Origin of the sequence: Rhizobium sp. WSM1274 (assembly GCF_025200775.1) — a bacterium.
Classification (GTDB): Bacteria; Pseudomonadota; Alphaproteobacteria; order Rhizobiales; family Rhizobiaceae; genus Rhizobium; species Rhizobium leguminosarum_I.
Map to the genome: position 1 here is coordinate 119123 of NZ_CP104142.1, position 25457 is coordinate 144579.

General features: G+C 61.5%; 23 protein-coding genes. 19 read left to right on the forward strand and 4 right to left on the reverse strand.

Annotated features, from left to right (window positions below; all coding sequences use genetic code 11):
- Positions 1–16 precede the first annotated feature (16 nt).
- Positions 17–1078: an ABC transporter permease gene (locus N2600_RS33745; RefSeq protein WP_260299932.1), complete on the reverse strand. Its 1062-nt coding sequence runs from the start codon at positions 1076–1078 to the stop codon at positions 17–19.
- Positions 1075–2559 carry a sugar ABC transporter ATP-binding protein gene (locus N2600_RS33750; RefSeq protein WP_260299933.1) on the reverse strand — a complete coding sequence of 495 codons (1485 nt, stop codon included), beginning with the start codon at positions 2557–2559 and terminating at the stop codon, positions 1075–1077. The genes N2600_RS33745 and N2600_RS33750 overlap by 4 nt, the downstream gene beginning before the upstream one ends.
- A 235-nt stretch (positions 2560–2794) precedes the next feature.
- On the opposite strand from N2600_RS33750, the gene N2600_RS33755 reads away from it, so the two are divergent.
- Positions 2795–3841 (forward strand): substrate-binding domain-containing protein, encoded by a 1047-nt coding sequence (locus N2600_RS33755; RefSeq protein WP_260299934.1) that lies wholly within the window; start codon positions 2795–2797, stop codon positions 3839–3841.
- A 78-nt stretch (positions 3842–3919) separates the two neighbouring features.
- Entirely contained in the window at positions 3920–5128 is a 1209-nt protein-coding gene (locus N2600_RS33760) for an acyl-CoA dehydrogenase family protein (RefSeq protein WP_260299935.1), read from the forward strand.
- 80 nt (positions 5129–5208) lie between these two features.
- Here the strand turns inward: N2600_RS33760 and N2600_RS33765 are convergent, their stop codons facing one another.
- Positions 5209–6426 carry an SfnB family sulfur acquisition oxidoreductase gene (locus tag N2600_RS33765; protein WP_260299936.1) on the reverse strand — a complete coding sequence of 406 codons (1218 nt, stop codon included), beginning with the start codon at positions 6424–6426 and terminating at the stop codon, positions 5209–5211.
- 322 nt (positions 6427–6748) lie between these two features.
- Here N2600_RS33765 and N2600_RS33770 point away from each other — a divergent pair, with 322 nt between their 5' ends.
- Complete coding sequence (locus N2600_RS33770) at positions 6749–8083, forward strand: LLM class flavin-dependent oxidoreductase (RefSeq protein ID WP_162116690.1); 1335 nt, start codon at positions 6749–6751, stop codon at positions 8081–8083.
- A 40-nt stretch (positions 8084–8123) separates the two neighbouring features.
- Here N2600_RS33770 and N2600_RS33775 read toward each other — a convergent pair whose 3' ends face one another.
- The gene (locus tag N2600_RS33775; RefSeq protein WP_260299822.1) at positions 8124–9167 is read right to left on the reverse strand and encodes a substrate-binding domain-containing protein; all 1044 of its coding nucleotides are present in this window, start codon (positions 9165–9167) and stop codon (positions 8124–8126) included.
- 216 nt (positions 9168–9383) lie between these two features.
- Between N2600_RS33775 and N2600_RS33780 the strand changes: the two genes are divergently transcribed.
- The 16 genes from N2600_RS33780 (at position 9384) to N2600_RS33855 (ending at position 25232) form a co-directional block, all read left to right on the forward strand.
- Positions 9384–10418: a Gfo/Idh/MocA family protein gene (locus tag N2600_RS33780; protein ID WP_260299823.1), complete on the forward strand. Its 1035-nt coding sequence runs from the start codon at positions 9384–9386 to the stop codon at positions 10416–10418.
- A gap of 11 nt (positions 10419–10429) precedes the next feature.
- On the forward strand, positions 10430–11329 hold the full coding sequence (locus N2600_RS33785) for a sugar phosphate isomerase/epimerase family protein (protein WP_260299825.1): 900 nt from the start codon (positions 10430–10432) through the stop codon (positions 11327–11329).
- 101 nt (positions 11330–11430) lie between these two features.
- Entirely contained in the window at positions 11431–12693 is a 1263-nt protein-coding gene (locus N2600_RS33790; RefSeq protein ID WP_017969211.1) for an ABC transporter substrate-binding protein, read from the forward strand.
- Between the two features lie 66 nt (positions 12694–12759).
- Positions 12760–13668: a carbohydrate ABC transporter permease gene (locus tag N2600_RS33795; protein WP_260299826.1), complete on the forward strand. Its 909-nt coding sequence runs from the start codon at positions 12760–12762 to the stop codon at positions 13666–13668.
- A 3-nt stretch (positions 13669–13671) separates the two neighbouring features.
- Positions 13672–14556, forward strand: coding sequence for a carbohydrate ABC transporter permease (locus N2600_RS33800; protein ID WP_260299827.1), 885 nt, complete (start codon positions 13672–13674; stop codon positions 14554–14556).
- Between the two features lie 61 nt (positions 14557–14617).
- Positions 14618–15694, forward strand: coding sequence for an ABC transporter ATP-binding protein (locus tag N2600_RS33805; protein WP_170278413.1), 1077 nt, complete (start codon positions 14618–14620; stop codon positions 15692–15694).
- Positions 15695–15940: 246 nt separating this feature from the next.
- Complete coding sequence (locus tag N2600_RS33810; RefSeq protein ID WP_260299828.1) at positions 15941–16963, forward strand: LacI family DNA-binding transcriptional regulator; 1023 nt, start codon at positions 15941–15943, stop codon at positions 16961–16963.
- 38 nt (positions 16964–17001) lie between these two features.
- Complete coding sequence (locus N2600_RS33815) at positions 17002–17955, forward strand: ABC transporter substrate-binding protein (RefSeq protein WP_260299829.1); 954 nt, start codon at positions 17002–17004, stop codon at positions 17953–17955.
- Positions 17952–18773: an ATP-binding cassette domain-containing protein gene (locus N2600_RS33820; RefSeq protein ID WP_260299830.1), complete on the forward strand. Its 822-nt coding sequence runs from the start codon at positions 17952–17954 to the stop codon at positions 18771–18773. The genes N2600_RS33815 and N2600_RS33820 overlap by 4 nt, the downstream gene beginning before the upstream one ends.
- On the forward strand, positions 18770–19774 hold the full coding sequence (locus N2600_RS33825) for an ABC transporter permease (RefSeq protein WP_260299831.1): 1005 nt from the start codon (positions 18770–18772) through the stop codon (positions 19772–19774). Before N2600_RS33820 ends, N2600_RS33825 begins: the two co-directional genes overlap by 4 nt.
- 4 nt (positions 19775–19778) lie before the next feature.
- Positions 19779–20858 carry a phosphotriesterase family protein gene (locus tag N2600_RS33830; protein WP_260299832.1) on the forward strand — a complete coding sequence of 360 codons (1080 nt, stop codon included), beginning with the start codon at positions 19779–19781 and terminating at the stop codon, positions 20856–20858.
- A 117-nt stretch (positions 20859–20975) separates the two neighbouring features.
- The gene (locus tag N2600_RS33835; RefSeq protein ID WP_260299833.1) at positions 20976–21749 is read left to right on the forward strand and encodes a glutamine amidotransferase; all 774 of its coding nucleotides are present in this window, start codon (positions 20976–20978) and stop codon (positions 21747–21749) included.
- A gap of 35 nt (positions 21750–21784) precedes the next feature.
- On the forward strand, positions 21785–22627 hold the full coding sequence (locus tag N2600_RS33840; protein ID WP_260299834.1) for a BtpA/SgcQ family protein: 843 nt from the start codon (positions 21785–21787) through the stop codon (positions 22625–22627).
- A gap of 2 nt (positions 22628–22629) precedes the next feature.
- A complete protein-coding gene (locus tag N2600_RS33845) occupies positions 22630–23277 on the forward strand; it encodes a TenA family protein (protein WP_260299835.1) in 648 nt (215 codons plus the stop codon).
- Positions 23278–23400: 123 nt separating this feature from the next.
- Complete coding sequence (locus N2600_RS33850) at positions 23401–24321, forward strand: ribokinase (RefSeq protein ID WP_260299836.1); 921 nt, start codon at positions 23401–23403, stop codon at positions 24319–24321.
- 77 nt (positions 24322–24398) lie between these two features.
- Positions 24399–25232, forward strand: a complete 834-nt coding sequence (locus tag N2600_RS33855; protein WP_260299837.1) for an inositol monophosphatase family protein — start codon at positions 24399–24401, stop codon at positions 25230–25232.
- Positions 25233–25457 lie beyond the last annotated feature (225 nt).

Sequence of the window (25457 nt, forward strand, 5' to 3'; positions counted from 1 at the left end):
GTTCTCTTCCTTGGAATTAGGGATTGCTGCGGCCGAGGCCGTAGGTCAGCGCCAACGCGCCGACGAGCACGGCGCCCTTGACGAAATCCTGGGTGTAGTAGGGGGCGTTCAGCATGGTGAGGCCGTTCAGCAGAACGCCGACGAAGACCGCGCCGGCAATGGTGCCGAGCACGTTAGGGCGCCTGAGATTGAAGACGGCAAAGCCGATCAACGCGGCGGCGACCGAATCCATCAGCAGCGAGCCGCCGGACGAGATCTCACCACGCCCGACGCGGGCGGCGATGACAATGCCGCCGAGCGATGCCAGCGTGCCCGATAGGACATAGGCAAGCGTCTTCAGCCGCACGGTCGAGGCGCCGGCAAGCCGGGTCGCAACCTCGTTGCCGCCGGTCGCAAACAGCAGCCGGCCGATGCGGGTGCGTTCGGTGAGGATGAAGAGTGCGATGGCGACCACCGCCATCAGCACCACGGAAACGGGCAGGGTGCCGAGGATGCTGTAGCGGCCGATCAACAAAAAGGCGGGATCGTAAGCGCCGGTCGCCTTCGATCCGTCGGGCAAGATGAGGCCTGATGAAATCGACCGGCCGGCGGTCGGGATCAGCTGCAGCCCGGAAAGCAGGAACATCATCGCCAGTGTCGCGAGCAGATCCGGCACCTTCAGGCGCACGATGAGGAAGGCATTGACGAGACCGACCAGGGCGCCGAAGGCGAGGACCAGCGGCACCGCCGCATAGGCATCAAGATGCCAGACGATCATCGCGTAACTCGCCGCCATCACGCTCGATGCGGCGACCGCGCCGATCGACAGGTCGAAACCGCCAACGGCCAGCGTGACGGTAACGCCAGCGCCGAGAATGGCGACGACGGACACCGCCTGCAGGATGCTCATCAGATTGGCGATATTGATGAAGGCGGGCTCGGCGATGGTGAAGCCGACGACGAGCAGTGCCAGCAGGATGAACACTGCGCCCGCCCGGAGGAACGCCCCGAGTGCCGCAAGACGACCGCGATCGGCTTGCGGCGATGGCCTTGGCCGGGTGTTTGCCTGTGGAAGAGTGTCGTCATCGATCGTCGTCATGCGGATATTCCCTGGATGGCGGAAGGAGCGGCAATTCCGCCTGCAGCGGGCATCAACACGTGGCGGTCGATGACGAGGATGCGATCTGCCACCTCATAGGCCTCCTCCGGGTCGGAGGTCGCAATCAGCGTCGCCCGGTCGCTGCGGGCGCGGATTGCCCGGATGATGTCATGACGGGCGCCGACGTCGACACCCTGGAAAGGTTCGTCGAGCAGCAGCAGCCGGCTCGGTTCCGCCTCCCAGCGGGCAATCACCGCCTTCTGCTGGTTGCCGCCGGAGAGCGACCAGATCGAAGCGAGGGGCCCCGCGGCCTTGATGCCAAGACGGGCGATCGCCTGCTCGGCCTCGCGGCGCTCGCGGCCGCCGACGAGGAAACCGTGTGGATACCACTTGGCAAGATGGGGCAGGCTGATCGTCGCCGACAGTGAATTGCCCGGCCATTCCGGCGGCATTAGCGAGGAACGGTGACGGTCTTCGGCGGCCATGGCGACACCCGCCGCAATTGCCTCAGCCGGGCTTTTCGGCCGATAAAGCCGGCCATCGAGGAACATCTGGCCGCCGGCAAGCGCCGTCACGCCGAAGATCGCCTGGAGCAACCGGCTTTTACCGGCGCCGAGCACGCCTGTTACCGCGACCACCTCGCCTTCATGCAAAGACAGGTCGAAGGGTTCGCCCGTCGGCAACAGGCGGGCACCACGCATCTCGAAGATCGCCGAGCCGGTCGCGGAACGCGCATCCGGCCGCGCCGCATCCAGTCTGCGGCCGATCATCGTTTCGATGGCGCTCGAAAAATCGATCGGCCGCGCGAAGGTGCCGACGACGCGGCCGCCGCGCATGACGAGCGCGCGGTCGGCAATCGCTTCGAGATCGGCGGTGCGGTGCGAGATATAGAGGATCGCCAGGCCTTTCTGGCGAAGCCCAAGCAGAATATCGAAGAGGCGGCGGCTTTCCTCTCCGGAAAGGCTTGCCGTCGGCTCGTCGAGGATGAGCAGGTCGGCGCGGTTGGCGAGCGCACGCGCGATCGCCACCAGTTGCCGGTCGGCGCTGGCGAGGTCACCGAAATCACGGTCCAACGGCAGGGTGAAGCCGGCGGCATCGAGCATCGCCTGCGCGGCGCGGCGGATGCCGGCGCGCGAGACGAAGAAGGGTGTGCTGCGATCGGCGTACCGGTTGAGCAGCAGGGCATCGGCAACGCTCAGACCGGCCGCGCCGACGAGATCCGTCGACTGATGCACCGTGACGACGCCGGCCCTTGCCGCTTCGGCCGGGCTACGCGGCGCAAAGGGACGGCCATCCAGTCTGACCATGCCGCCATCAGCCGGAAGCACGCCGGAGAGGATCTTGACCAGCGTCGATTTGCCCGCGCCGTTTGCGCCCATCAGCGCCACGATCTCGCCGCGTTCCATAGAAAAATCAGCGCCGGCAAGCGCCCGCGTCGACCCGAAACTGCGGGTGATATTTTCAATGTGAAGAAGCGGCATCGACAAAGGTCCGGGACTGCAATCGAAGCCGGAGTGTGCCCTGTCCGGGCGGTCGAATTCCAGGCACGCCTTTCCCCCGCGAACTGCCCTCGGGAAACAAAGAATCTCCCACAGCCCATAAAATCGGATCATTTACTCTACTAAAAACATAGAGATTATATCTAATAATCCGACGCGTCGCGAGGGCTTCCAGACCTGTCAGACGACGCCTCCGATTGCTAGAAGGAACGCGACGATGAAATCCCTCGCACGGCTCGCACTGTCTGCCGCCGTCATTCCGTTCATTTTCATTCAAAGCGCAAAAGCCGACGGTCTGTCCGGCGCTCCTGCCCCTTTCGACAAAGGCGGCGTCAAGGTCGCGCTGATCAGCTACATCTCGGCCGGCGATTTCTTCCAGGCCTATCAGGCAGGGGCTGAAGCCCAGGCCAAGGCGCTGGCTATCGACCTACGCATCTTCCCCGGCCGGCAGGATGCCGCCGAGCAGCGCGAACAGATCCTCCAGGCGATCAATCTCGGCGTCTCGGGCATCGTCATCGACCACGGTCTGCCTGAATCGCTCGGCGACGTCGTGCAGCAGGCGCTCGACAAGGGCATCAAGATCGTGGCCTTCGACGTCAACCTCAACAATCCCAAGATTCCGCAGGTGGAGCAGAGCGATCACGAACTCGCCTCACTGGCGCTCGAGCAGGTGGTGAAGGACAACGGCAACAGCTTCAGCGCCGGCTACGTCTATGTCGCGGGCTTTGCGCCACTCGACCGCCGCAACGAAGTCTGGGACAAGTTCAAGTCGGACAATAAAGGCGTGGTCGAAAAGGCCCGTTTCGGCAATGTCAGCGACACGACTGCGACTTCAACCGCCGATCAGGCGAGGGCCGTGCTCACCGCCAATCCCGATATATCGGTGGTCTTCGCCCCCTATGACGAGTTCGCCCGCGGCGTGAAGCTCGCCGCCAACGATCTCGGCATCGGCAAGAAACTGAAGATCTATTCGGCCGACGTGTCGACGGCCGATATCCAGGAAATCACCGAGGAAGGCAGCCCCTGGGTCGCGACCGTCGCGACCAATCCTGCCGTCGTCGGCGCCGTCTCCATTCGCACTGCAGCCCTCGAAATCGCCGGGCAGACGGTTCCCCACCAAATCACCGTGAAGCCGACGCTTCTGACGCAGGAAAGCCTGCGTGCAGCCAGCGTCAAGACGATCGAGGAACTGGCCGAAAAGATCCCCGCCTTTAGCACCAGCGATGCGGCGACCGCCAACTGGATCCCGGACAAGCTGTTCTGAGACCTCCCACTTCGATCCTTCCGGCGGAAGCGTGCGGCTTCCGCCGGATCATCTTTTTGGAGAATTGGAGTTCCGCCCATGAGCCAATCCAATGTCATCTTCGCGGCCAGCCGCAATCCAACGCGCGAAGCCCTCTTTGCCCGTGCCGAGGAGATCTCTGCCGACCTGTCGCGGCGCGCCGCAGACCTCGACCGCGAAGGCCGTCCGCCGCTCGCCGAGATCGTCAAATTGAAGAATGCCGGGCTGCTCAATGTGCTGCATCCCACGCAAATCGGCGGCGGTGGCCTCGATTGGGTCGACGGGCTGAAGCTGGTGCGCATTCTCGCCCGTGGCGAGAGTTCAATCGGCCAGCTGCTCGGCTACCACTATGTCAACAGCCAGTACATTTATTGGGCGCTTGATCCGGCGCGGGCCCATGCGCTGGGCAGCGATACGGTCGCCAGGAACCTCTATTGGGGGGCCGCCGTCAATCCGCGCGATCCCGGGCTGGTGCTCACCCGTCGCGGCAATGGCTATGTGCTGAACGGACGTAAGTCCTTTTCCACGGCGGCTCGGGTCTCCGACTATATCAATGCCAATGCGACGCTCGACGACAAGATCGCCGGCTTCGCCGTGCCGACCAATCGTCAAGGTTACGTCGCCAATGACGACTGGGACAATATCGGCCAGCGCCTGTCCGACAGCGGCAGCGTCGAATTTCATGACTTCCCCGTTTACGAGGAGGATTTCGTCGGCGCGCCGGCTGCACCCGACGTGGCGCCGCCGGTACTGTCGACCTTCAATACGCCGTTCATCCAGCTGGTCTTCGTCAACTTTTATCTCGGCACCGCGGAAGGCGCGGTGCAGGCTGCCGTCGATTACATCCGCACCACGACCCGGCCGTGGATCACCTCCGGTGTCGAGCGGGCGGCGGATGATCCTTATATCCTCGAACGCGTTGGCGAATTCACCGCCGCGCTTAAGGCCTCGGCGGCCCTTGCCGACAACGCCGCAGCCGCCGTGCAGGCGGGCCTTGCCCGCGGCCGCGACGTCACCGCGCGTGAGCGCGGCGCGGCGGCGGCGGAAGCCTATGCCGCCAAGGTCCACGCCACCCATGTCTCGCTCGACATCACCTCGCGGGTCTTCGAGTTGACGGGCGCGCGCTCGACGGCCGACAAATACCGTTTCGACCGGTTCTGGCGCAATGTCCGCACTCACACGCTGCACGATCCTGTCTTCTACAAGGCCAGGGAAGTCGGTGAATTCGTGCTGAACGACAAGATACCCGAGGTCAGCCTCTATAGCTGAGGCGGCCATCTTTCATCGAAAGCAGAAAACCCCGCTGCCAGCACCGGCGGTGGGGTTTTCGGTTGGAAGACGGGGAGATTTCAGAGCGCGCCGTTCTTCGGCGGCGTTACGCCGTTCAAATGGTAATTGCCGACAACGTGATATTTCCAACGCACGGGATCGTGCAGCGTATGGGTGCGGGCATTGCGCCAGTGGCGGTCGAGGTTGAGGCCAGCCTGCACCGACGAAGTTCCGGCTAGCTCAAAAAGCGTGTTCGAGGCCTCAAGCGCCACTTCGGTCGTCAGCACCTTCGCCGCAGCGACTGCCAGCGTCGCCGCGATCACCTTTTCCTCGGTCGTCTCGACCTGTGCGGCATCGACCTTGTGGCCGGCGCGCTCCACCAGAGCCGTAGCAGCTTCCAGCCGGATGGCGATCTGGCCGACTTTGGCGATCGTCAGCGGATCGTCTGAGGCACGCTCAAGGCCGCTATCCATCCAGGGGCGCGATTTCGTCCTGACGAACTCCAGCGTTTCGGCAAAGGCCGCCCGTGCGATGCCGAGATCGACGCCGGCATGGATGATCTGACCAACGGAACCGATCGTCGTCGGCCGCTCGAAGCCCTTGTGATGGAAGACCACGGAATCGGCGCTGACATAGACATTGTCGAGGATCGTCGTGCCGCTACCGGTGGCTCGCTGGCCAAAACCGTCCCAGTCGTCGACGATCTCGACACCTTCAGTGCCCTTCGGCACGAAGGCCATGGTCAGCCGATCCTCCGGATCGAGCGCGAAGATGGTGATCCAGTCGGCGAAGAGGACGCCGGTCGAATAGAATTTGCGGCCGTTGATCCGGTAACCCGGACCGTCGCGGGTGATGCGCGTATTATAGTGGCCGACCGTCTTGGTGCCGCGCTCGGACAGCGCATTGCCGAAACGAACGCCGGCCAGCACGCGGCTGAAGAAATAGCGCTGCTGCTCCTCGCCGCCGTCGGTTCTGAGTGCCTCGAGAATATAGAAATGGTTTTGCGGGATCTGGCCGATCGAGCCGTCCGCCTCAGACAGGATCGCGGTGATCTCGGCAAGCACGGCGTTGGAGACGTCGAGCCCGCCATATTGCGCTGGCACGGTGATCGCCAGAAGGCCGGACTGGGCGAGAAGATCGAGTTCGGCGAAGGGCAGGATGCGGTCGGCGTCACGCTCGGCGGCGCGCGCGGCAAATTGCGCCGCCAGTCTGTGGGCGGTGGCGATCGCTTCCTCGTCGCTGCCGATACGGGCGGCCACCGGCCGGATCTGGTCTGCTTGCCTCAGCACGGTGTTCATCGATGTCTCCATTTCTGACGATGCTATCGGTGAAATAAATCGAGCGTCGAGATAAGAGCACAAATTCTATAGATGCCATCGAAAATGAAAAGTGTTTGCTTATCAGGCTCCGACCGCCGCGATTAGGCTTCCGGTCTGGCGTTTGCGCGAAAACGCAGGTCGGAGAAGCAATGAGATTCCTGCCGGAAATTGCCACCGCCGGCCTCGATTTGGTTTCACCGACCTCCTACGTAACCGATATCCGATGCGTCGCCGCAGCGGCTCCAGATAGAACACCCAATGTGGGGCAGGCGGCCGCCTTGCCCGATCCATGAGGAAAGTCATGACCCCACGGCAGTTGCGCCTCGGCGCCTTCATGCGTCCCGTCAGCCTGCATACCGGCGCGTGGCGCTATCCCGGCTCCTATCCCGACGCCAATTTCAATTTCGCCCATCTGAAGTCCTTTGCGCAGGCGCTGGAACGGGCGAAATTCGACGCCTTCTTCATGGCCGATCACCTTGCCGTGCTCAATATGCCGGTCGAGGCGCTCAGGCGCAGCCACACGGTCACCTCCTTCGAGCCCCTCACGCTGCTCTCGGCGCTGGCGGCGGTGACGGAGCGCATTGGCCTCGTCGCCACCGCCTCCACCACCTTCGACGAGCCCTATCACATCGCCCGTCGTTTCGCCTCGCTCGACCATATCAGCGGCGGCCGCGCCGGCTGGAACATCGTCACGACGTCTAACCCCGATGCCTCGCTCAATTTCGGCCTCGACGAACATGTGGAGCATGGCGAGCGCTATCATCGCGCCCGGGAATTCTACGACGTGGTAACCGGGCTCTGGGATAGTTTCGCCGACGATGCCTTCATCCGCGACCGTGAGAGCGGCCTGTTCTTCGATCCGGAAAAGATGCATGTGCTCGGCCACAAGGGCGAGGAACTGAGCGTCCGCGGGCCGCTCAACATCGCCCGGCCGCCGCAGGGCTGGCCCGTCATCGTCCAGGCCGGCCAGTCGGACCCCGGCCGCCAGCTTGCCGCGGAGACCGCCGAGATGGTCTTCTGTTCGCCGCGCGATCTTGCCGCAGGCAAGGCGCTTTATGCCGATATAAAGGGTCGCATGGAAGCGATCGGCCGCAACCGCGACCATCTGAAGATCCTGCCTGCCGCCTTCATTATCGTCGGCGACAGCATCGAGGAGGCCCGCGCCAAACGCGCTACGCTCGACAGTCTGGTGCATTACGACAGCGCCATCGCTTCGCTTTCGATCGCGCTCGGCCATGACGCTTCCGGCTTCGATCCCGACGCACCGCTGCCATCAGATATTCCCGATACCAATGCCAGCAAGACTGGCCGGGCACAGGTGTTGAAGCTTGCCGCCGAAGAAAATCTGACGGTGCGTCAGTTGGCGCAACGTTATGGCGGTTATGCCGGCCTTGCCTTCGTCGGCACGCCGGCCAGCATCGCCGACGAGATGGAGCGCTGGCTTGACGAGGAGGGTTCGGACGGTTTCAACGTCGTCTTCCCCTATCTGCCGCAGGGTCTCCTCGATGTCACCGAACGGCTGGTACCGGAACTGCAGCGCCGCGGCCTGTTCCGCAGCGAATACGAGGGCACGACGCTGCGCGAACATCTCGGATTGCCGCGACCGGAGAACCGGTTCTTTGCATCAGGTACATGAGGGGGCTCGCTTCTGCTTTCCGGAAGCAAGCCGATAGTGCTCAGGCCATGACCCCAACCCGAAACGCATCGCTTTCGCCCGGCATCAGTTCGAGCGGCCAGATGATGTTGCGCTCGCCTCCCGGATAGAAATCTCGATAGACCGGCATGTTGGCGAGAAGCATTTGGCCGAGCGCAACACCGAGATCGTAGAGCGAGATGCGGAAGCAGCTCAGCGACGGCTGCAGGAACCGTGCGCGCGGAGCGTCGCGGAAGCCGATCACCGCAAGGTCGCGGCCGGGCATGACGCCCGATTCCATCAGGCGGCGGTAAAGGCCGATCGCCATCAGCTCGTAGATCAGGATCACCGCCGTCGGCCGCTCTTCGAGCAGCAGCAGCTCATGGGCCGCCTGATAGCCGCCCTGTTCGCTCGACCTGACGCGGATGACGAGTGAGGGGTCGAAGGCAATATCGTGCCGCTCGAGCGCCCGGCGATAGCTGTCGATAAAGAGATAGCCGAGGTTGGCCTCGCTCGATGGCGCGGTGATTGCGATCCGGCGATGTCCCAGCGCGATCAGCCGCTCGACGGCACGCTCGGCCACGCCCTCGAAATCGAGATCAATCCAGGGGAAATTGCTGGCCGAAAGGCTGCGGCCGAGCGCGACGAAGGGGATCTTCGCCCGCGACAGAAAGTCGATGCGTCGGTCGACGCGCTGCGTGTCCGAGATGATCATCGCATCGACGATGCGCCGCGCCACCATCCGCTTCAGATATTCGTGCGGATCCTCATCGCTCGGACAGGGCAACATGATGAGGTCGAGCTTGTGACGAGCAAAGACGCTCTGCAGACCGCTGGTGACGCCGAGGAAGAAGTTGTCGGCATTCTCGACCGTCTCCTTGCTGGATTCGATCATCAATCCGATGACCTTCGTCTGCCCCTGCCTCAGGCTCCGCCCAGACTGGTTGGCGACGTAGCCGAGTTCCTCGGCCGCCGCCAGCACCCGCCGGCGGGTTTCCTGATTGACATCAGGCTTGCCGTTCAGCGCGCGGGAGACCGTGCCGATCGAGATATTCAAGTGTTCGGCAAGCTGGCGAATCCCCTTCATCGCTGACGATTTTCCCCGGAGCATGATGCCGAAAAGTATGCGCGGTTTTCGTACGACATCATGCTCCCTTTCTTTAATTCAGATCTGTCCGGATCGGGGGCCCGTAATTTCCCAGTTGGCGTCTATTGACACCGCAAAATGTTTCCGCATACATTCGTAAACGTTTACGGAGTGCGTGTCACGAGGAGAGTTGACACCATTCCCCTGGAGGAAATCGTGAAATTCAGTGCCATTCTGTGCGGGTGCGGAGCTATGTCCAAAGGTTGGTTGCGAGCCATCGCTTCCAACCCTCTGCTGGCCGACTCCATCACCATTGTCGGCCTCGTCGACCTGAACCGGGAGACGGCGGAAAAGCTTGCCGGGGAGTTCAGTCTTGAAGGCGCCGTCATCGGTTCGGACCTGTCCGACGTGATCGCGGCCACGAAGGCCGACCTGGTCTTCGACATCGTCATTCCGGCTGCGCGCTATGACGTCGTTTCGACGGCACTCAAGGCCGGCTGCCATGTGCTCAGCGAAAAGCCGATGGCGGCCTCGCTTGCCGAGGGCGCCGCACTGATCGATCTTGCCGCCGAGACCGGCCGCATCCATGCTGTCATCCAGAACCGTCGCTTCATATCGGGCGTCAGGCGCCTGCGCCGCTTCGTCGACAGCGGCGCGATCGGCGAACTCACCGGCATCCATTGCGACTTCTTCCTGGCGCCGCACTTCGGCGGCTTCCGCGAAGAGATGGACAACGTCCTGCTTCTCGACATGGCGATCCACACCTTCGATGCGGCGCGCTACGTCGCCGACAGAAAGCCGCTCGCCGTCTATTGCGTCGAGCGCAATCCGAAGGGTTCGTGGTACCGGCACGGCGCCGCAGCCAATGCCATTTTCGAATTTTCCGACGACATCGTCTTCACCTACCGCGGCTCCTGGTGCGCCGAGGGCGAGCGCACCAGCTGGGAAAGCCAATGGCGTCTCGTCGGCTCGAAGGGAATGCTCACCTGGGATGGCGAGGAGAGTTTCAAGGCGGCTGTCGCCGGCGAAGAGCCCGGCCTTTTGCATGGCTCTGCTGCCATAAACGTTCCCGGTCCGGAACATGACGAGGAGACCCATGGCCACGCCAGCGTCATCGCCGACTTCATCGCGGCGATCGGCACCGGCAGACGGCCCGAGACGGTCAATTCCGACAATATCAGAAGCCTTGCCATGGTCTTCGGCGCAATCGAAAGCGCCAAGACGGGCAAGCGAGTCGAAATTTCAGCATAGGATCAAGTGACGTGAGCAACCCTGCAAAATCCATTCGCATCGGCACCATGGTCAGCGGCAACAACGGCGATGCCGCTACCCGCATCGGCGAGATCGCCGATATGGGCTTCGAAAGCTTTGAGCCCTTCTTCTGGCAAACGACCAAGGGCCAGGACCTTGCCGAGCTCGGCAAGCGCTGCCTCGATGCGATCGGCGACCGCGACATCACCATCTCGACGCTCGGCATGTTCGGCAACCCGTTGGAAGAAACCGCAATCGACCTCGAAACGCTGGAGGGCTGGAAGCACTGCATCGACAATGCCCATCACTTCGGCGCCACCTGCGTTGCCGGCTTCACCGGCCGCATCCGCGGCAAGCCGCTGACCGACAGCCTGCCGCGCTACAAGCAGGTCTGGAGCGAGCTTGCCAAGCGGGCGGTCGACAAGGGCATCAAGATCGCCTTCGAGAATTGCGCTATGGACGGCAATTGGGCAAGCGGCGACTGGAACATCGCGCACAATCCAGATGCCTGGGAACTGATGTTCAACGAGACCCCGGATGATAATATTGGTCTGGAATGGGAGCCGTGCCATCAGATGGTCTATCTGATCGATCCTTTGCCGCAGATCCGCAAATGGGCGCACAAATTCTTCCACGTCCACGGCAAGGATGCGACCATCCGCTGGGAGGTCATCAAGGAACACGGCATCTTCGGCAAGGAGAAGTTCGTCTTCATGCGCACGCCGGGCTTCGGCGACAGCAACTGGACCGACATTATTTCAGAACTGCGCCTTGCCGGCTGGTCTGGCTCGATCGACATCGAAGGCTGGCACGACCCGGTCTATCGCGACGCGCTTGAAATGACTGGTCAGGTTCACGGTCTCAACTATCTGAAGAAGTGCCGGGGCGGAGATTTCGTTGTTGATCCCTGATCGACCGCCTAAGCTAGGGCCATCGGGCTGGGAGGCCCGGCGGCGCCACGCCTGACTAACTTGGTTTTTTCGCGGCGCAGCCGCTTTTTTGGGAGGAAAGCATGAAAAGAATTGCAAGACTTGCGCTGGCACTCGGCACGGCGATGCTGATGACATCGGTCGGCCATGCCGAACAGAAGACCTTCAAGATCTGGTGGTTCGAGGAGCCGACCACGGCTCAGGGCATTGTCTGGAAGAAAGCGCTCGAGGAGTTCAAGACGAAACATCCAGACATCAACGTCAGCTTCGAGCAGAAGACCTTTCAGCAGTTGCAGGCCTCAGGCGGCATGATCCTCAATTCCGATCAGGCCCCCGACGTGCTCGAGTACAACAAGGGCAATGCGACCGCTGGCTTGGTTGCAAGCCAGGGATTGCTGACCAATCTGGATGACTATGTGAAGAAGGAAGGCTGGGACAAGATCCTTAACGAAGGAGATTTTGTCCTTAGCCGTTATGACGAAAAGGGCATCTATGGCTCCGGCCCTGTTTGGGGCGTTTCGGTCTTCGGCGAATATGTCTCGTGTTTCTACAATATCGACATGTTCGAAAAGGCAGGTCTCAAGCCGCCGACGACGCTCGAAGAGTGGGTCGCTGACATGGAAGCCTTCAAGCAGAAGGGTCTCACGCCTCTCGCGCTCGGGGCGATCGACACCAGTGGCCAGCACTTGCTAGCCTCTCTAGCCTATACCAAGGCCGATGACGCCTGGGTGCAGAATTATCAGGGCTTGAAGGCTCCCCTCGACGGCGCGCCCTACCTCTATGCGGCGCAAACATTGCTCGACTGGGTCAAAAAGGGCTACATCAACAAGGACTCCACGGGCATGAAGGACCCGGACGCGGCTCTGCTCTTCACCTCCGGCAAGGCGCCGATGTACGTCTCGGGCACTTGGAATCTCGGCACCTTCGCCTCGACCATCAAGGACTTCAAGTGGGGTCAGTTCGTCATTCCGACGCCGAAATATTCGGTCGGCTCGACAGGCAATCTCTGGGTCGTTCCCAAGGGTAGCAAGAATCCCGATCTCGCCGCCGAGTGGATCAGCCTGACCTTGTCGCCGAAATATCAAGCTGAACTCGGCAATGCCGGCGGCGTGCCGATCGCCGCTGATCTTTCGGTCATCACCAACCCCATTGGTAAGAACGCCGCAGCGGTTTTCAAGCAGATCTCTGACAAAAACGGCCTGGGTTTCTATCCTGACTGGCCGGTTCCCGGCTACTACGACGTGCTCAACCAGAAGGACACCGGTCTCTTCCAGGGCAGTCTTACTGCGGAGCAGTTCGTCGAACAGATCAAGCAGGTTTACGACGACACGCAGGAAAATCAGTAGCGCGACCTTGAACGCTGGGCTGCGCCTAAGGCGCGACCCAGCGGGCGAGGCTGAAGGATGAATGATATGGCCATATCCAGCCAGCGATCGAGCGACGGTTCACGAAGCTATAGCCTCTATCTCATTCCGGGGACGATCGGCTTCATTCTGATCGTACTCATACCGCAACTTGCGAATCTCGGGCTGAGCTTCACGGCATGGAAAGGCGTCGGCACGCCACGACCAGTCGGCCTGCAGAACTATCATCGCTTGCTGACGGATGATCAATTTTGGGGATCGATGTATCACACGCTGCTGTTCATCGTTTCGATGACCGTGATACCGGTGTGCATCGGCCTGGTCCTGGCCGCTCTGCTATTCGACTATGTCAGGGACCAATTCGGTGAATGGGTCTCGAGCTTTTTCAGGGCCGGCTTTTACCTACCGCAGATTCTGCCCGTAACGGTCGCGGGCGTCCTCTGGGGCTGGATCCTCAATCCCGTCGGTGTCATCAACATTACGCTAAAGGCCATCGGCCTTGATAATCTCGCTCAGAACTGGATCGGCGATGCGACATACGCACTTGCTGCCGTCTCGCTCGTTATTGTCTGGATACAGCTCGGCTACTGTCTGGTGGTTTTCATGGCCGGTCTTTCGCGCATCGACCCTTCGCTCTACGAGGCTGCCGAGCTCGATGGGGCAAACTGGTGGAGCCGGCTGGTGACGATCACTATTCCACTTCTGGCGCCGGAGATTTTCGTCGTTGTGCTGACCACGCTGATCGCAGCGCTTAAAGTCTTTGCGCCAATCTTTGTCATCACCGCCGGCGGCCCCGATAATGCCACCCTCGTGCCATCCTATCTGACTTACTACCACTTCTTCACAACACAGCGCGTCGGCTATGCCGCAGCCATCGCGGTCGTGCAAACGACTCTGACGATCGCTTTGGCTGTCATTTTCCTACGCTTCCAGAGCCAGCAGGAGTCGAAGGAGTAGATCATGGCTTACTCAGTTCTCAGCGATGATACGACCAAGGCAAAGGCAGTGGCAGCCGATCGCGCGCGACGCGATCCCATGCGGTGGGTGGTGCTGGCCATCCTTATTCTACTCCTCGCCTTTACGCTCTTTCCCTTTTTCCTTGCTCTGCTCAACGCCGTCAAGGCGAGTGCCGAATACGCGGTAGGCGGACCGCTTTCGATTCCCCGGTCGATCGATCTCACGGCGATCGAGAAATTCTGGACCGTGTCTGATTTCAGCCGCAAGCTGCTCAATAGCGTGGTGATCAGTCTCGCTGTGTCGGTGTTAGGGGTACTGATAAGCCTGTTCAACGCCTATGCGATTGGGGTCGGCAAGGTGCCGGGTTCGCGCGTGATTTTGGTGGTCTTTCTTCTGGGCATTATGGTGCCGCAGGAATCTATCATCTACCCACTTTACTACATGGCGAAAGCGAGCGGTCTCTACGATACGCAGCTTTCCGTGATCATTATTTTCGCGGTCCTGCAAAGCGCGTTCGGGACTTACCTGCTCTCGACCGTGCTGAGTACCTTTCCCAAGGAAATCCTCGAAGCGGCCGAGATGGATGGTTCGACCCACTGGAAAACGCTGTGGTTCGTCATCGTCCCAGTACTGCGGCCGACGCTCATGGTCCTGGGCACCTTCTTTTTCATCTGGACTTGGAACGAATTCTTGATCCCGCTCGTCATGCTGGTGTCCAACAACAACCAGACGGTCTCGGTCGCCATGGGCCTCACCCGCGGTCAGAATATGTCGGACCCGGTGCTGCAGGCCTCGGCGGCTTTCCTGGGTATCATACCAACCGTGATCTTCTTCTTGATCTTCCAGCGCACGTTAACGCGCGGCATCGCCGCCGGAGCAGTCAAATGACAACGTTTTTCACCCTTGGCCATCTCATCGGCCCCACTTGGGGACCAGCAAGGTTTTCGGCATGAGCCAGGACATCCAGATCGAACTCTCGGGCATCGAGAAGCACTACGGCGCCTTTCATGCGCTTAAGAATGTCAACCTTTCAATTCCCAAGGGCACGTTCGTCGCGCTGGTCGGCCCGTCCGGATGCGGCAAGTCCACGTTGCTCCGCTCGCTTGCCGGGCTGGAAAAAATTACCGGCGGCACGCTGAAGATTGCCGGCGAGGTGATGAACGACGTCCCGCCGCGGGAGCGCAATATCGCCATGGTTTTTCAGAGTTACGCGCTGTATCCGCATATGACGGTGGAACAGAACCTGACCTATTCGCTGAAAATGCACGGCGTCCCCAAGGCTGAGGCAAAGCGGAAAGCCGAGGAAGTCGCGGTCATCACCGGTCTTTCCCGGCTGCTCGACCGTTATCCGCGCCAGCTTTCGGGAGGCCAACGGCAGCGTGTAGCCATGGGCCGCGCCATTATCCGCAACCCCCAGGCCTTCCTGTTCGACGAGCCGCTTTCCAATCTTGATGCAGCGCTACGCGTCTCGATGCGCAAGGAAATCCGCGCCCTGCACGACCGGCTGGGCGCCACCTCGGTGTATGTTACCCATGACCAGATCGAAGCGATGACGATGGCCGACCATGTGGTGGTGATGCGCGACGGCATCATCGAACAGCAAGGCGCGCCGCTTGATCTCTATGACCGGCCGGCGAACCGGTTCGTCGCCGGTTTCATCGGTTCGCCAGCGATGAATTTCATTCCCGCGATTGCCGCGGAAGACAGCAAGAGCCTTATCCTGGATTTCGGCGCGGTGAAGCAGACGCTTGCAATCAACCGCACCATCGAGCCTGGGCGTAAGCTCATCGCCGGCATCCGGCCGGAACATATCGGCGTCGTCGAGCCCGGGCATGGCAGCTTCGACGTGCCGATCGCCTTCGTCGAATCGACCGGCTCGTCGACTTTCATCGTCGCGGAGACCCAGCCGGAATTGACGATCGTCGAGACGCGCCGCGACAGGGTCAAGGCGGGAGAGATGATCGGACTTTCGGTCGATCCGGACCAGATCCATCTCTTCGACGCGTCGACGGACCACGTCATCTAACGACACCAGCGCGCCGGCTTGGCAATGTCATAAATCGAACGCAGTGACGCCGTCGAGCCAGATCTCGAAGCCATCACCGGCGACTGGCTGCGCTCGAGCCGAGGATCGGCTGGCGGCCTCCCGGTCGAGCTTCGATCGGCTCGCAAGAAAAACAGATCCTGCACATTCATCGATGTTGACAATGGCGAGCAATCGATATTGTCTTGTAAAGCGCTTTACTAAACCGCTTTACAACAGGTCCAGTCAATGGCCAAGGGAACGACACCAAGCTTGAAGGATGTTGCGGCGGCTGCCGGGGTGTCGGTCACGACAGTGTCTCGTTTCGTCAACGGAAGCCTCGACCTTCCCTTTCAGACCAAGAAGCGCATCGAGGATGCGATCAAGACGCTGAACTACCGGCCGAACCCGCATGCCCGCCGGTTAAGCAGGGGGCGCTCGGACACGATCGGCCTCGTCGTGCCCGATATCGCCAATCCCTTCTTCGCGACCCTGGTCGCCGCCGTCGAACAGGCGGCCGATGAAAAGAAGCTCGCGGTCTCATTGCACGCGACGCTCAACCGGCCGGGGCGCGAGATCGAATATCTGCAGCTGATCGAACGCAATCACGTCGACGGCCTGATCTTCGTCACCAACCACCCCGATGATGGCGCGCTTGCCGCGCTGATCAACGGCACCGGCAAGGTCATCATCGTCGACGAGGACATTCCCGATTCGAAGGCGCCGAAGCTGTTCTGCGACAATGAGCAGGGCGGTTATCTCGCCGGCCAGCATCTGGCCGAGCAAGGCCATCGCCATGTCCTCTTCATCGGCGGCGACGAGCGCATGATCAGCGCCCGCAGGCGTTATGACGGCCTGCTGAAGGCGCTCAGAGAACAATATGGCGACGAAGCCCGGGCCGATCGTTATGCCGGCGAATACACGATCGAATACGGCCGCGCGGCGGCACTCGACTATCTCTCCGGGGACCGAAAGGCGACGGCGATCTTCGCCAGCTCCGACGAGATCGCCATCGGGCTGGTCGAGGTCTTCAGAAGCCGAGGCGTCTCGATTCCTGATGACATCTCGGTCATCGGCTTCGACGACGTCGGTCCGCTTCATCTTTTTGCACCGCCGCTGACGGCCATCCGTCAGCCGGTGCGCCAGATCGGAAGGCGATCGTTGGAGCTGCTTCTGGAAACCAATTGGCACGAGTGGAAACCATCCGCTTCGGAGGAACTGGTGCCCGTCGAAATCGTGGTGCGGAACTCCGTTGCGCCGCCTGCGAAATAACAATCAGCAACGTCAAAAAACCAAAAGAGGATGAGAACATGACACTGAATTTGACAAGACGAACGATGATCGCAGCCGCCGGCTTCACGGCATTGACCTTCATCGGCCTGGCCAGCGCTGCGGCACAGGAAAAGAAGACGGTCGCACTGGTGCAGATCAACCAGCAGGCGCTTTTTTTCAATCAGATGAATGAGGGCGCCCAGAAGGCGGCCGATGCCGCCGGCGTCAAGCTGGTGATCTTCAACGCCAACAACGAGACGACGGCGCAAAACAGCGCGATCGAAACCTACGTCCAGGAAAAGGTCTCCGGCCTTGCCGTCGTGGCAATCGACGTCAACGGCATCATGCCGGCGGTCAAGCAGGCGGCCGATGCCGGCATTCCCGTCGTCGCCATCGACGCCATCCTGCCGGACGGTCCGCAGAAGGCGCAGATTGGCGTGGACAATGCCGCGGCCGGCGCCGATATGGGCAAATACTTCCTCGACTACGTCAAGGCGAACATGGGCGGCAAGGCCAAGCTCGGCGTTGTCGGCGCACTCAACTCGTTCATCCAGAACATCCGCCAGGATGGCTTCGAGAAGACCCTGAAAGGCGTCGACGGCATTGAAATGGCCGGCGTCGTCGACGGGCAGAACATCCAGGACAACGCTCTTGCGGCGGCTGAAAACCTGATCACCGCCAATCCTGATCTGACCGCGATCTACGCCACCGGCGAGCCGGCCCTGATGGGGGCGATCGCCGCCGTCCAGAGCCAGGGCAAGCAGGATAAGATCAAGGTGTTCGGCTGGGATCTGACGGCCGAAGCCATTGCCGGCATCGATGCCGGCTTCGTCGTCGCCGTCGTCCAGCAGGATCCCGCCGCAATGGGCGCCGCCGCCGTCGACGCGCTGGTCAAGGCCTCGGCCGGCGAAGCCGTCACCAAGACGATCTCGGTGCCGATCACCATCGTGACTAAGGAGAATGTCGAGCCGTACCGGGCTGTCTTCAAATGATCGCGAGCGGACAGCGCGACATCGCTGCCGCCGGTTCCGGAGGGGTCGCATCCTCCGGAACCGGAACATCCGGCGGCACCCGATCCGACCCGCGCATCTCGCTGCGCGGTATCCGCAAGTCGTTCGGCTCGCACCAGGCCCTGCGCGGCGTCGATCTCGACATCTTCCCTGGCGAATGCCTGGGGCTCGTCGGCGACAACGCCGCCGGCAAATCGACGCTGACGAAAATCATCTCGGGAACCTACATTCCGGATGCCGGCACGATCACCATGGAGGGCGAAGAGGTTCGCTTCTCCGGCCCCGCGGATGCGCGTGGGCGTAACATCGAAATGGTGTTCCAGGACCTCAGCCTCTGCGATCATATCGATGTCGTCGGCAATCTCTTCCTCGGCCGCGAACTCAGCCGCGGGCCGTTTCTCGACACCAGGACGATGCTGTCCGAGGCCCGCAAGATGCTGGATTCGCTTGAGATCCGCATCCCGAGGCTGACCGGCAAGGTCGCCCAGCTCTCCGGCGGGCAGCGTCAGGCGATCGCCATTGCACGCGCTGCCTCCTTCAAGCCGAAGGTGCTGATCATGGACGAGCCGACGTCGGCGCTTGCCGTGGCCGAGGTCGAGGCGGTTCTGGCCCTGATCAACCGCGTCAAGGCAAATGGGGTTTCGGTGATCCTCATTACCCACCGGCTGCAGGACCTCTTCCGGGTCTGCGACCGTATCGCGGTGATGTATGAGGGCACGAAGGTGGCCGAACGGCAGATCGGCAGCACCAACCTCGAGGATCTCGTCAGGCTGATCGTCGGTGAAGGAGCCAGACAATGACGGCTTATACGGAACGCGGCCACGGCTCGCGCGTCGCCGATTTCTTCGGTGAACACGCACAGGTCCTGTCGATCGCCATCTTCTTCCTGGCCTGCATGATCTTCTTCTCGATCGGCAGCGAAACCTTCTTCACGCTCGGCAACATCCTGAACATCGTGCGCCAGGCAGCCCCCATCCTGATTGTCGCCATCGCCATGACCTTCGTCATCATCACCGGCGGCATCGATCTGTCGGTCGGCTCGCAGGTCGCCCTCGTCAATGCAGTCGCGGCGATCGTCATGGCGATGGGTATTCCCTGGCCGTCGGTCGTCATCGGCATGATCGTGCTCGGCGGCTTCATGGGGCTGGTCCAGGGCTGGTTTACCGCCTATCAGGGCATCCCGGCCTTCATCGTCACGCTTGCCGGCCTCTCAATCCTGCGCGGTCTGGCGCTCTATCTGACCCAGGGCTATTCCATTCCGATCAAGGATGCGCCGGGCTTCTTCGCGCTCGGCCGGGGCGAAATTCTGAGCTTCCCGATCCCGGCGGTCATCGCCATCGCCATCGCCATTCTCGGCTACGTCGTCATCACCGCGACCAAATATGGCCGGCAGGTCGTGGCGGTCGGCTCCAATGCGGAAGCCGCGCGGCGTGTCGGCATGCCGGCCAAATGGATCATCGCCTCAGTCTATATCATCTCCGGCATCGCCTGCGCCGTCGCCGGCCTGCTGATCGCCGCTCGTCTCGGCTCCGGCTCTTCCAATGCCGCCGTCGGTTTCGAGCTGCAGGTGATTGCGGCCGTGGTGCTCGGCGGAACGTCGCTGATGGGCGGACGCGGCACCATCCTCGGCACCGTGCTCGGCACGCTGACGATCGCCGTCATCGGCAACGGCCTGATCCTGATGCACATATCGCCTTTCTTCACCCAGATCGTCACCGGCGCCATCATCCTCGTCGCCATCTGGCTGAACACGCGCATCTTCACGGCCAATTTCCATTTCCGGCTGGGCAGGAAAGGATGAAGCAATGAACGAGCCGACAACAGAAAGCCTGTCCGAAGCGCATGTCCGGTCGGGCAAGGTGATGACGGTCACCGGTCCAATTTCGGCGGACGCGCTCGGCGTGACGCTGATGCACGAGCATATCCTCAACGACTGCCGCTGCTGGTGGCATGCGCCGAAGACGCCGGAGCGGCAATATCTTGCCGAAAGCTTCGTCTGCATGGAGATCCTCGGCGAACTCCGGCAGGACCCTTTTGTCAACAAGCATAATATCACGCTCGACGACGAACATCTGGCGATCGCCGAGCTCAAGGACTTCGTAACAGAAGGTGGCCGCACGGTGGTGGAGCCGACCTGCAAGGGCATCGGCCGCGATCCCCAAGCGCTCCAGCGCATCGCAAAAGCATCCGGTCTCAACATCGTGATGGGGGCGGGTTATTACCTCGGCTCCTCACATCCGGAAGGCGTCGCGGCAATGAGCGTCGATGACATCGCACGCGAAATTATCCGCGAGGCGAGGGACGGCGTCGACGACACCGGCGTCAGGATCGGCCTGATCGGCGAGATCGGCGTCTCCGCGGATTTCACCGCCGAGGAGGAGAAGTCGCTGCGCGGTGCGGCACGCGCACAGGTGCTGACCGGGCTTCCGCTGATGGTGCATCTGCCGGGCTGGCTCCGTCTCGGCCACCGCGTGCTCGACGTGGTGGCGGAGGAGGGGGCGGATCTCCGCCACACCGTGCTTTGCCACATGAACCCGTCGCATGACGACATTGCCTATCAGAGCGAGTTGGCGGAGCGTGGCGCCTTCATCGAATACGATATGATCGGCATGGATTTCTTCTATGCCGATCAGCAGGTGCAGTGCCCGAGCGACGAGGAGGCAGCGCGCGCCATCGTCCGTCTCGTCGAGGCCGGTTATCTCGACCGTATTCTTCTGTCGCACGACGTGTTTCTGAAAATGATGCTGACGCATTACGGCGGTAACGGCTACGCCTATATCCTTCGCCACTTCCTTCCCCGTCTCCAGCGGCACGGCCTCGACAGGACGGTTCTCGACGAGATGATGCGCAGCAATCCGCGCCGCGTCTTTTGTGCCGGGACCTAAAGCGCGTCGCGCTTTAGGTCTTCGTTTTACGCATGTCGTTATCGCAAAACCGCTGCACACTTTTGCGCGACATGCTTTAGCTCCATCCATTCAATCGATCACAGGTAAACGCAGACCATGACCAAGAAAATCCTCCTTGTCGGCGAAAGTTGGGTCAGCTCCGCCACCCACTACAAAGGCTTCGACCAGTTCGGCAGCGTCACCTTTCATCTCGGCGCCGAACCGCTGGTCAAGGCGCTCGCCGGCAGCGTCTTCGAGCTCACCTATATGCCGGCGCATGAGGCAGTGGAGAAATTCCCTTTCGATATAGCTGGGCTCGATGCCTACGACGCCATCATTCTCTCCGATATCGGCGCCAATTCGCTGCTGCTGCCGCCGGATGTGTGGCTGCATTCGCGCACGGTGCCGAACCGGCTGAAGCTTCTGAAGGCGTGGGTGGAGAAGGGCGGCGGCCTGCTGATGGTCGGTGGATACTTCTCCTTCCAGGGCATCGACGGCAAGGCACGCTGGCGGCGCACGCCTGTCGAAGACACGCTGCCCGTCACCTGCCTGCCTTATGACGACCGCGTCGAAATTCCCGAAGGAACCGTTGCCGAGGTAGTAAAGCCGAAGCATCCGACGATGCGGGGCCTCGAAGTCGCCTGGCCGGTGCTTCTCGGCGTTAACGAGGTCGAAGTGCGAGACCGTGCCGATGTCGAGATCGTTGCGCGCCTGCCTCAGAATCAGGGCGGCCATCCTCTGCTCGTCGTCGGCACGCACGGCACCGGGCGGACGGCGGCCTGGACGTCGGATATCGGCCCGCACTGGCTCTCGCCCGCTTTCTGCGAATGGGAAGGTTATGGCCGGCTCTGGAAGAACATTCTCGGCTGGCTCACCGAAAAGCAGGCGTGATGTCAGCGCCGGGCAGGAATTGGAAAGGGAATGACATGCAGGAAATTTCGGACAGGCCGTCCAACGCCATCAGGGATATCTTCGGCAGGGACAAGGTTCTGATCGGCATGATCCATTGCCCGGCCTTTCCGGGCGCGCCGCGCTACCGGGAGGCTGCGATGGATGCGATCTACGACGCCTGCATGCGCGACGCCGAAGCCTGCGTGGAAGGCGGACTGCATGGGCTGATCATCGAAAATCACGGCGACGTGCCGTTCTCGAAGCCCGAGGATATCGGCCCCGAGACGACGGGTTTCATGTCCGTCGTCACCGACCGGATCGCGCGTGCCGCCGGCATTCCGCTCGGCGTCAACGTGCTGGCCAACGCGCCTATCCCGGCTTTCGCCATTGCCATGGCCGGTGGCGCCCAATTCATCCGCGTCAACCAATGGGCCAATGCCTATGTCGCCAATGAAGGCTTCATGGAGGGCAGGGCTGCCGAAGCCATGCGCTACCGCTCGCTGCTGAGAGCCGAGCACATCAAGGTCTTTGCCGACAGCCACGTCAAGCATGGCAGCCACGCCATCGTTGCCGACCGCTCGATCCAGGAACTGACGCGCGATCTCGCCTTCTTCGATGCCGACGGCGTCATCGCCACCGGCCAGCGGACCGGCAATTCGGCAACGATGGAGGAGATCGAGGAGATCGGTGCGGCGACGCACCTGCCGCTGCTCGTCGGCTCCGGCGTCAACAAGGACAATATCGTCGATATTCTGAGCCGCACCAACGGGGTCATTGTCGCCTCTTCGTTGAAGCAAGGCGGCGTCTGGTGGAACCCTGTCGACATCGAGCGGGTGCGCGCCTTCCGGGCGGCGGCCGAACCGGGACTGGAGGGCTGAGCATGGCGGCAGAAAGCCTTTCAGACCGCATCCTGCGCGAGAACAACGCCGTCTTCGGCACGATGCTCAGCCACCGCTTCGTCGAGGACGTCAAGAACGACAGGCTGAGCAAGGCGGCTTTCGAGCGTTATCTCGTCTATGAAGGCGCCTTCGTCGACAGCGCCATCTCGATCTTCGCCTATGCGGCGGCGACAGCCGGAACGATAGCGCAGAAGCGTTGGCTGATCGCGGTTCTCGATGCGCTCGCCAACGAGCAAATCGCCTATTTCGAGCGCACCTTCGCCAGCCGCGGCATCAATCCCTCGTCCTTCGACATCGGCATCGCCGAAGTCGAGGCCTTTCGCACCGGCATGTTGGAGATCGCCCGCCAAGGCGACTTCCTCGACACGGTCGCGGCCATGTTTGCGGCCGAGTGGATGTATTGGACCTGGTCGAAGGAAGCGGCGACCCGTCCAATCAGCGATCCGCTGCTAAAGGAATGGGTCGACCTGCATGTCGATCCGAATTTCGCCGCCCAGGCGCAATGGCTGAAAAATGAACTCGACATGACAGGAGAAACGCTGGAAGAGAATGAAAAAGCGCGGCTCAGCGCGATCTTCGGCCGGGCGATGCAGCTCGAGATCGATTTTCACGATGCGCCTTACCTCTAGAGCAATTCCAGGAAAAGTGCGAAGCGGCTTTGCCGGAATTGCGTAAAAACAAAAGGTTAGAACGATTCTGCGCTTTCATGAAAAGCTGAACCGCTCTAAGCCTCACCTTGCGAAAGCGGATGCATGCGCGCCTACATAATCGGTAACGTCGCCATCGACGAAACCATCGCCGTCTCCGAACTTCCCGTCATCGGCGCCTCCATCCTCGGCAATGCCGGGGGGAGCGATCTCGGCGGCAAGGGCACGAACCAGGCGGTCGTCATGGCCCGCTGCGGCGTTCCGACAACGCTGGTGGCGCCGGTCGGCAGGGATGCGAGGGCCGATACCATTCGCCATTACCTCGCGGACGAACCGCTTCAAAGCGAACTGATCGAAATGGAAAATGCATCGAGCGACGTCTCGATCATCTTCCGGCTGCCGGGCGGCGAGAATGCCATCGTCACGACGACGGAATCGGCGCAAAGCCTGTCCCTCTCCCATGTCAGGCGGACGCTGTCGGCGGCCGGTAGCGGCGATTTCATGATGCTGCAGGGCAATCTGTCCGACCGGACGACCCGCGACATTCTCGAGCATGCAAGAGCGATCGGCATGGTCACCGCTTTCAATCCCTCGCCGGTGCGCTCCTATTTCTCCGATCTCTGGGATCTGATCGACATCGCCTTCCTCAACAAGGGCGAGGCGCAGGCCCTGACGGGAACGACGGGTAGGGACGCTGCCGAATATCTCCTGAGCCGCGGCCTGCGTGAAATCGTCCTGACGCTGGGCGGCGACGGCGCGACGCTGGTGAACAGGCACGATAGCATCGAAGTGCCCGCCCAGGTCTGCGATGTTGTGGATACAACGGGCGCAGGCGATACCTTCATGGCCGCGGCACTTGCATCCTGCGCGCTGCGCGGGCAGCGGCTGGACAGGCTAGCCATCGAACACGCAGTTGCAGCCGCGGCCATCACCGTCTCAAGACATGGAACAAGAAAGGCGTTTCCGACCATTTCCGAGCTTGAAGCGATCCTGAGATCATCCGCTCGGCGTGGGCGAGCTTCATAAAACCATCATCGGCCTCTGCGAAGGGATGGGCTCCTCGCGATTCACTCCGTCATATCAGCAGCATCCGGACTTTTATCATGACATCTTCCCCGATTTCCGCGCGTCTCTCCCCGACCGCCTCGTCCCGCCTCGTTGTGCTTGCCGAAGCGGTATTGAAGGCCGGCGAAACCGCCCGCGGCTCGCTGCGGCGGCGCACATCCCAGGAAATGCTCGCCAAGGCGCCGCGCGACTATCAGACCGAAATTGATCTCGCCGTCGAGCGGATCATCGTCGACGAGATGACGAAGGCCTTCCCGGACTACGCCATCCAGGGCGAGGAAGCCGTCGGCAACCGCACGGCGGGTCCGGAAACGCCGATCATCTATATTGACCCGATCGACGGCACGACCAATTACGCCTGGGGCGTTCCGCATTTTGGCATGACGATCTCGATCGTCGAAAGCGGCAGGCTCGTCATGGGCGTCGTCTATGACGCCATGCAGGACGAGCTGTTCAGCGCCGAGATCGGTGGCGGCGCCTATCTGAACGGCGAGCGTATCCACTGCGCCGATGTCGGCGACGTCGAGAACGTGCTTGTCGGCGCCGGGCTGCCGATCCCCGGCCAGGTCACGGCGGTTGCGGAAGAGACCTATTTCGAGGCCATCAAACGCCTGATGGCGAATACGGCGGGTGTGCGCCGCCTCGGCTCGGCGGCCCTGTCGATCGCCTATGTCGCCTGCGGCCGGCTGGACGGATTCTTCGAGGACGGGCTCGCGATCCATGATTTCGGCGCCTCGGCTCTGATGGTCGAAGAGGCGGGCGGCATCGTCACCCGTTTTTCCGGCGCTAAGGTTGTCGGAAAGAGCGACATCCTGGCTGCCAGCAAGGCGCTGCATCCCTGGCTGCTGGAAGGCTTCCAGATCAGGACGTGAACCGATGCATTCCGGCGCAATTATCCCGGTTTCGCATAGGCGAATGCCGCGCCAACAACTGTGTTGGCGCGGTACTAGAGGACGATGCCTATGGGCGGATTTCGGATGACATCATGCTGTACCCTTTGATTTCAACGCTGAACCCGGACGACTCGAGCATGATGCCGAAAAGTGCGCGCGGTTTTCGCACGACATCATGCTCTATTTATTTGATTTAGATGCTGA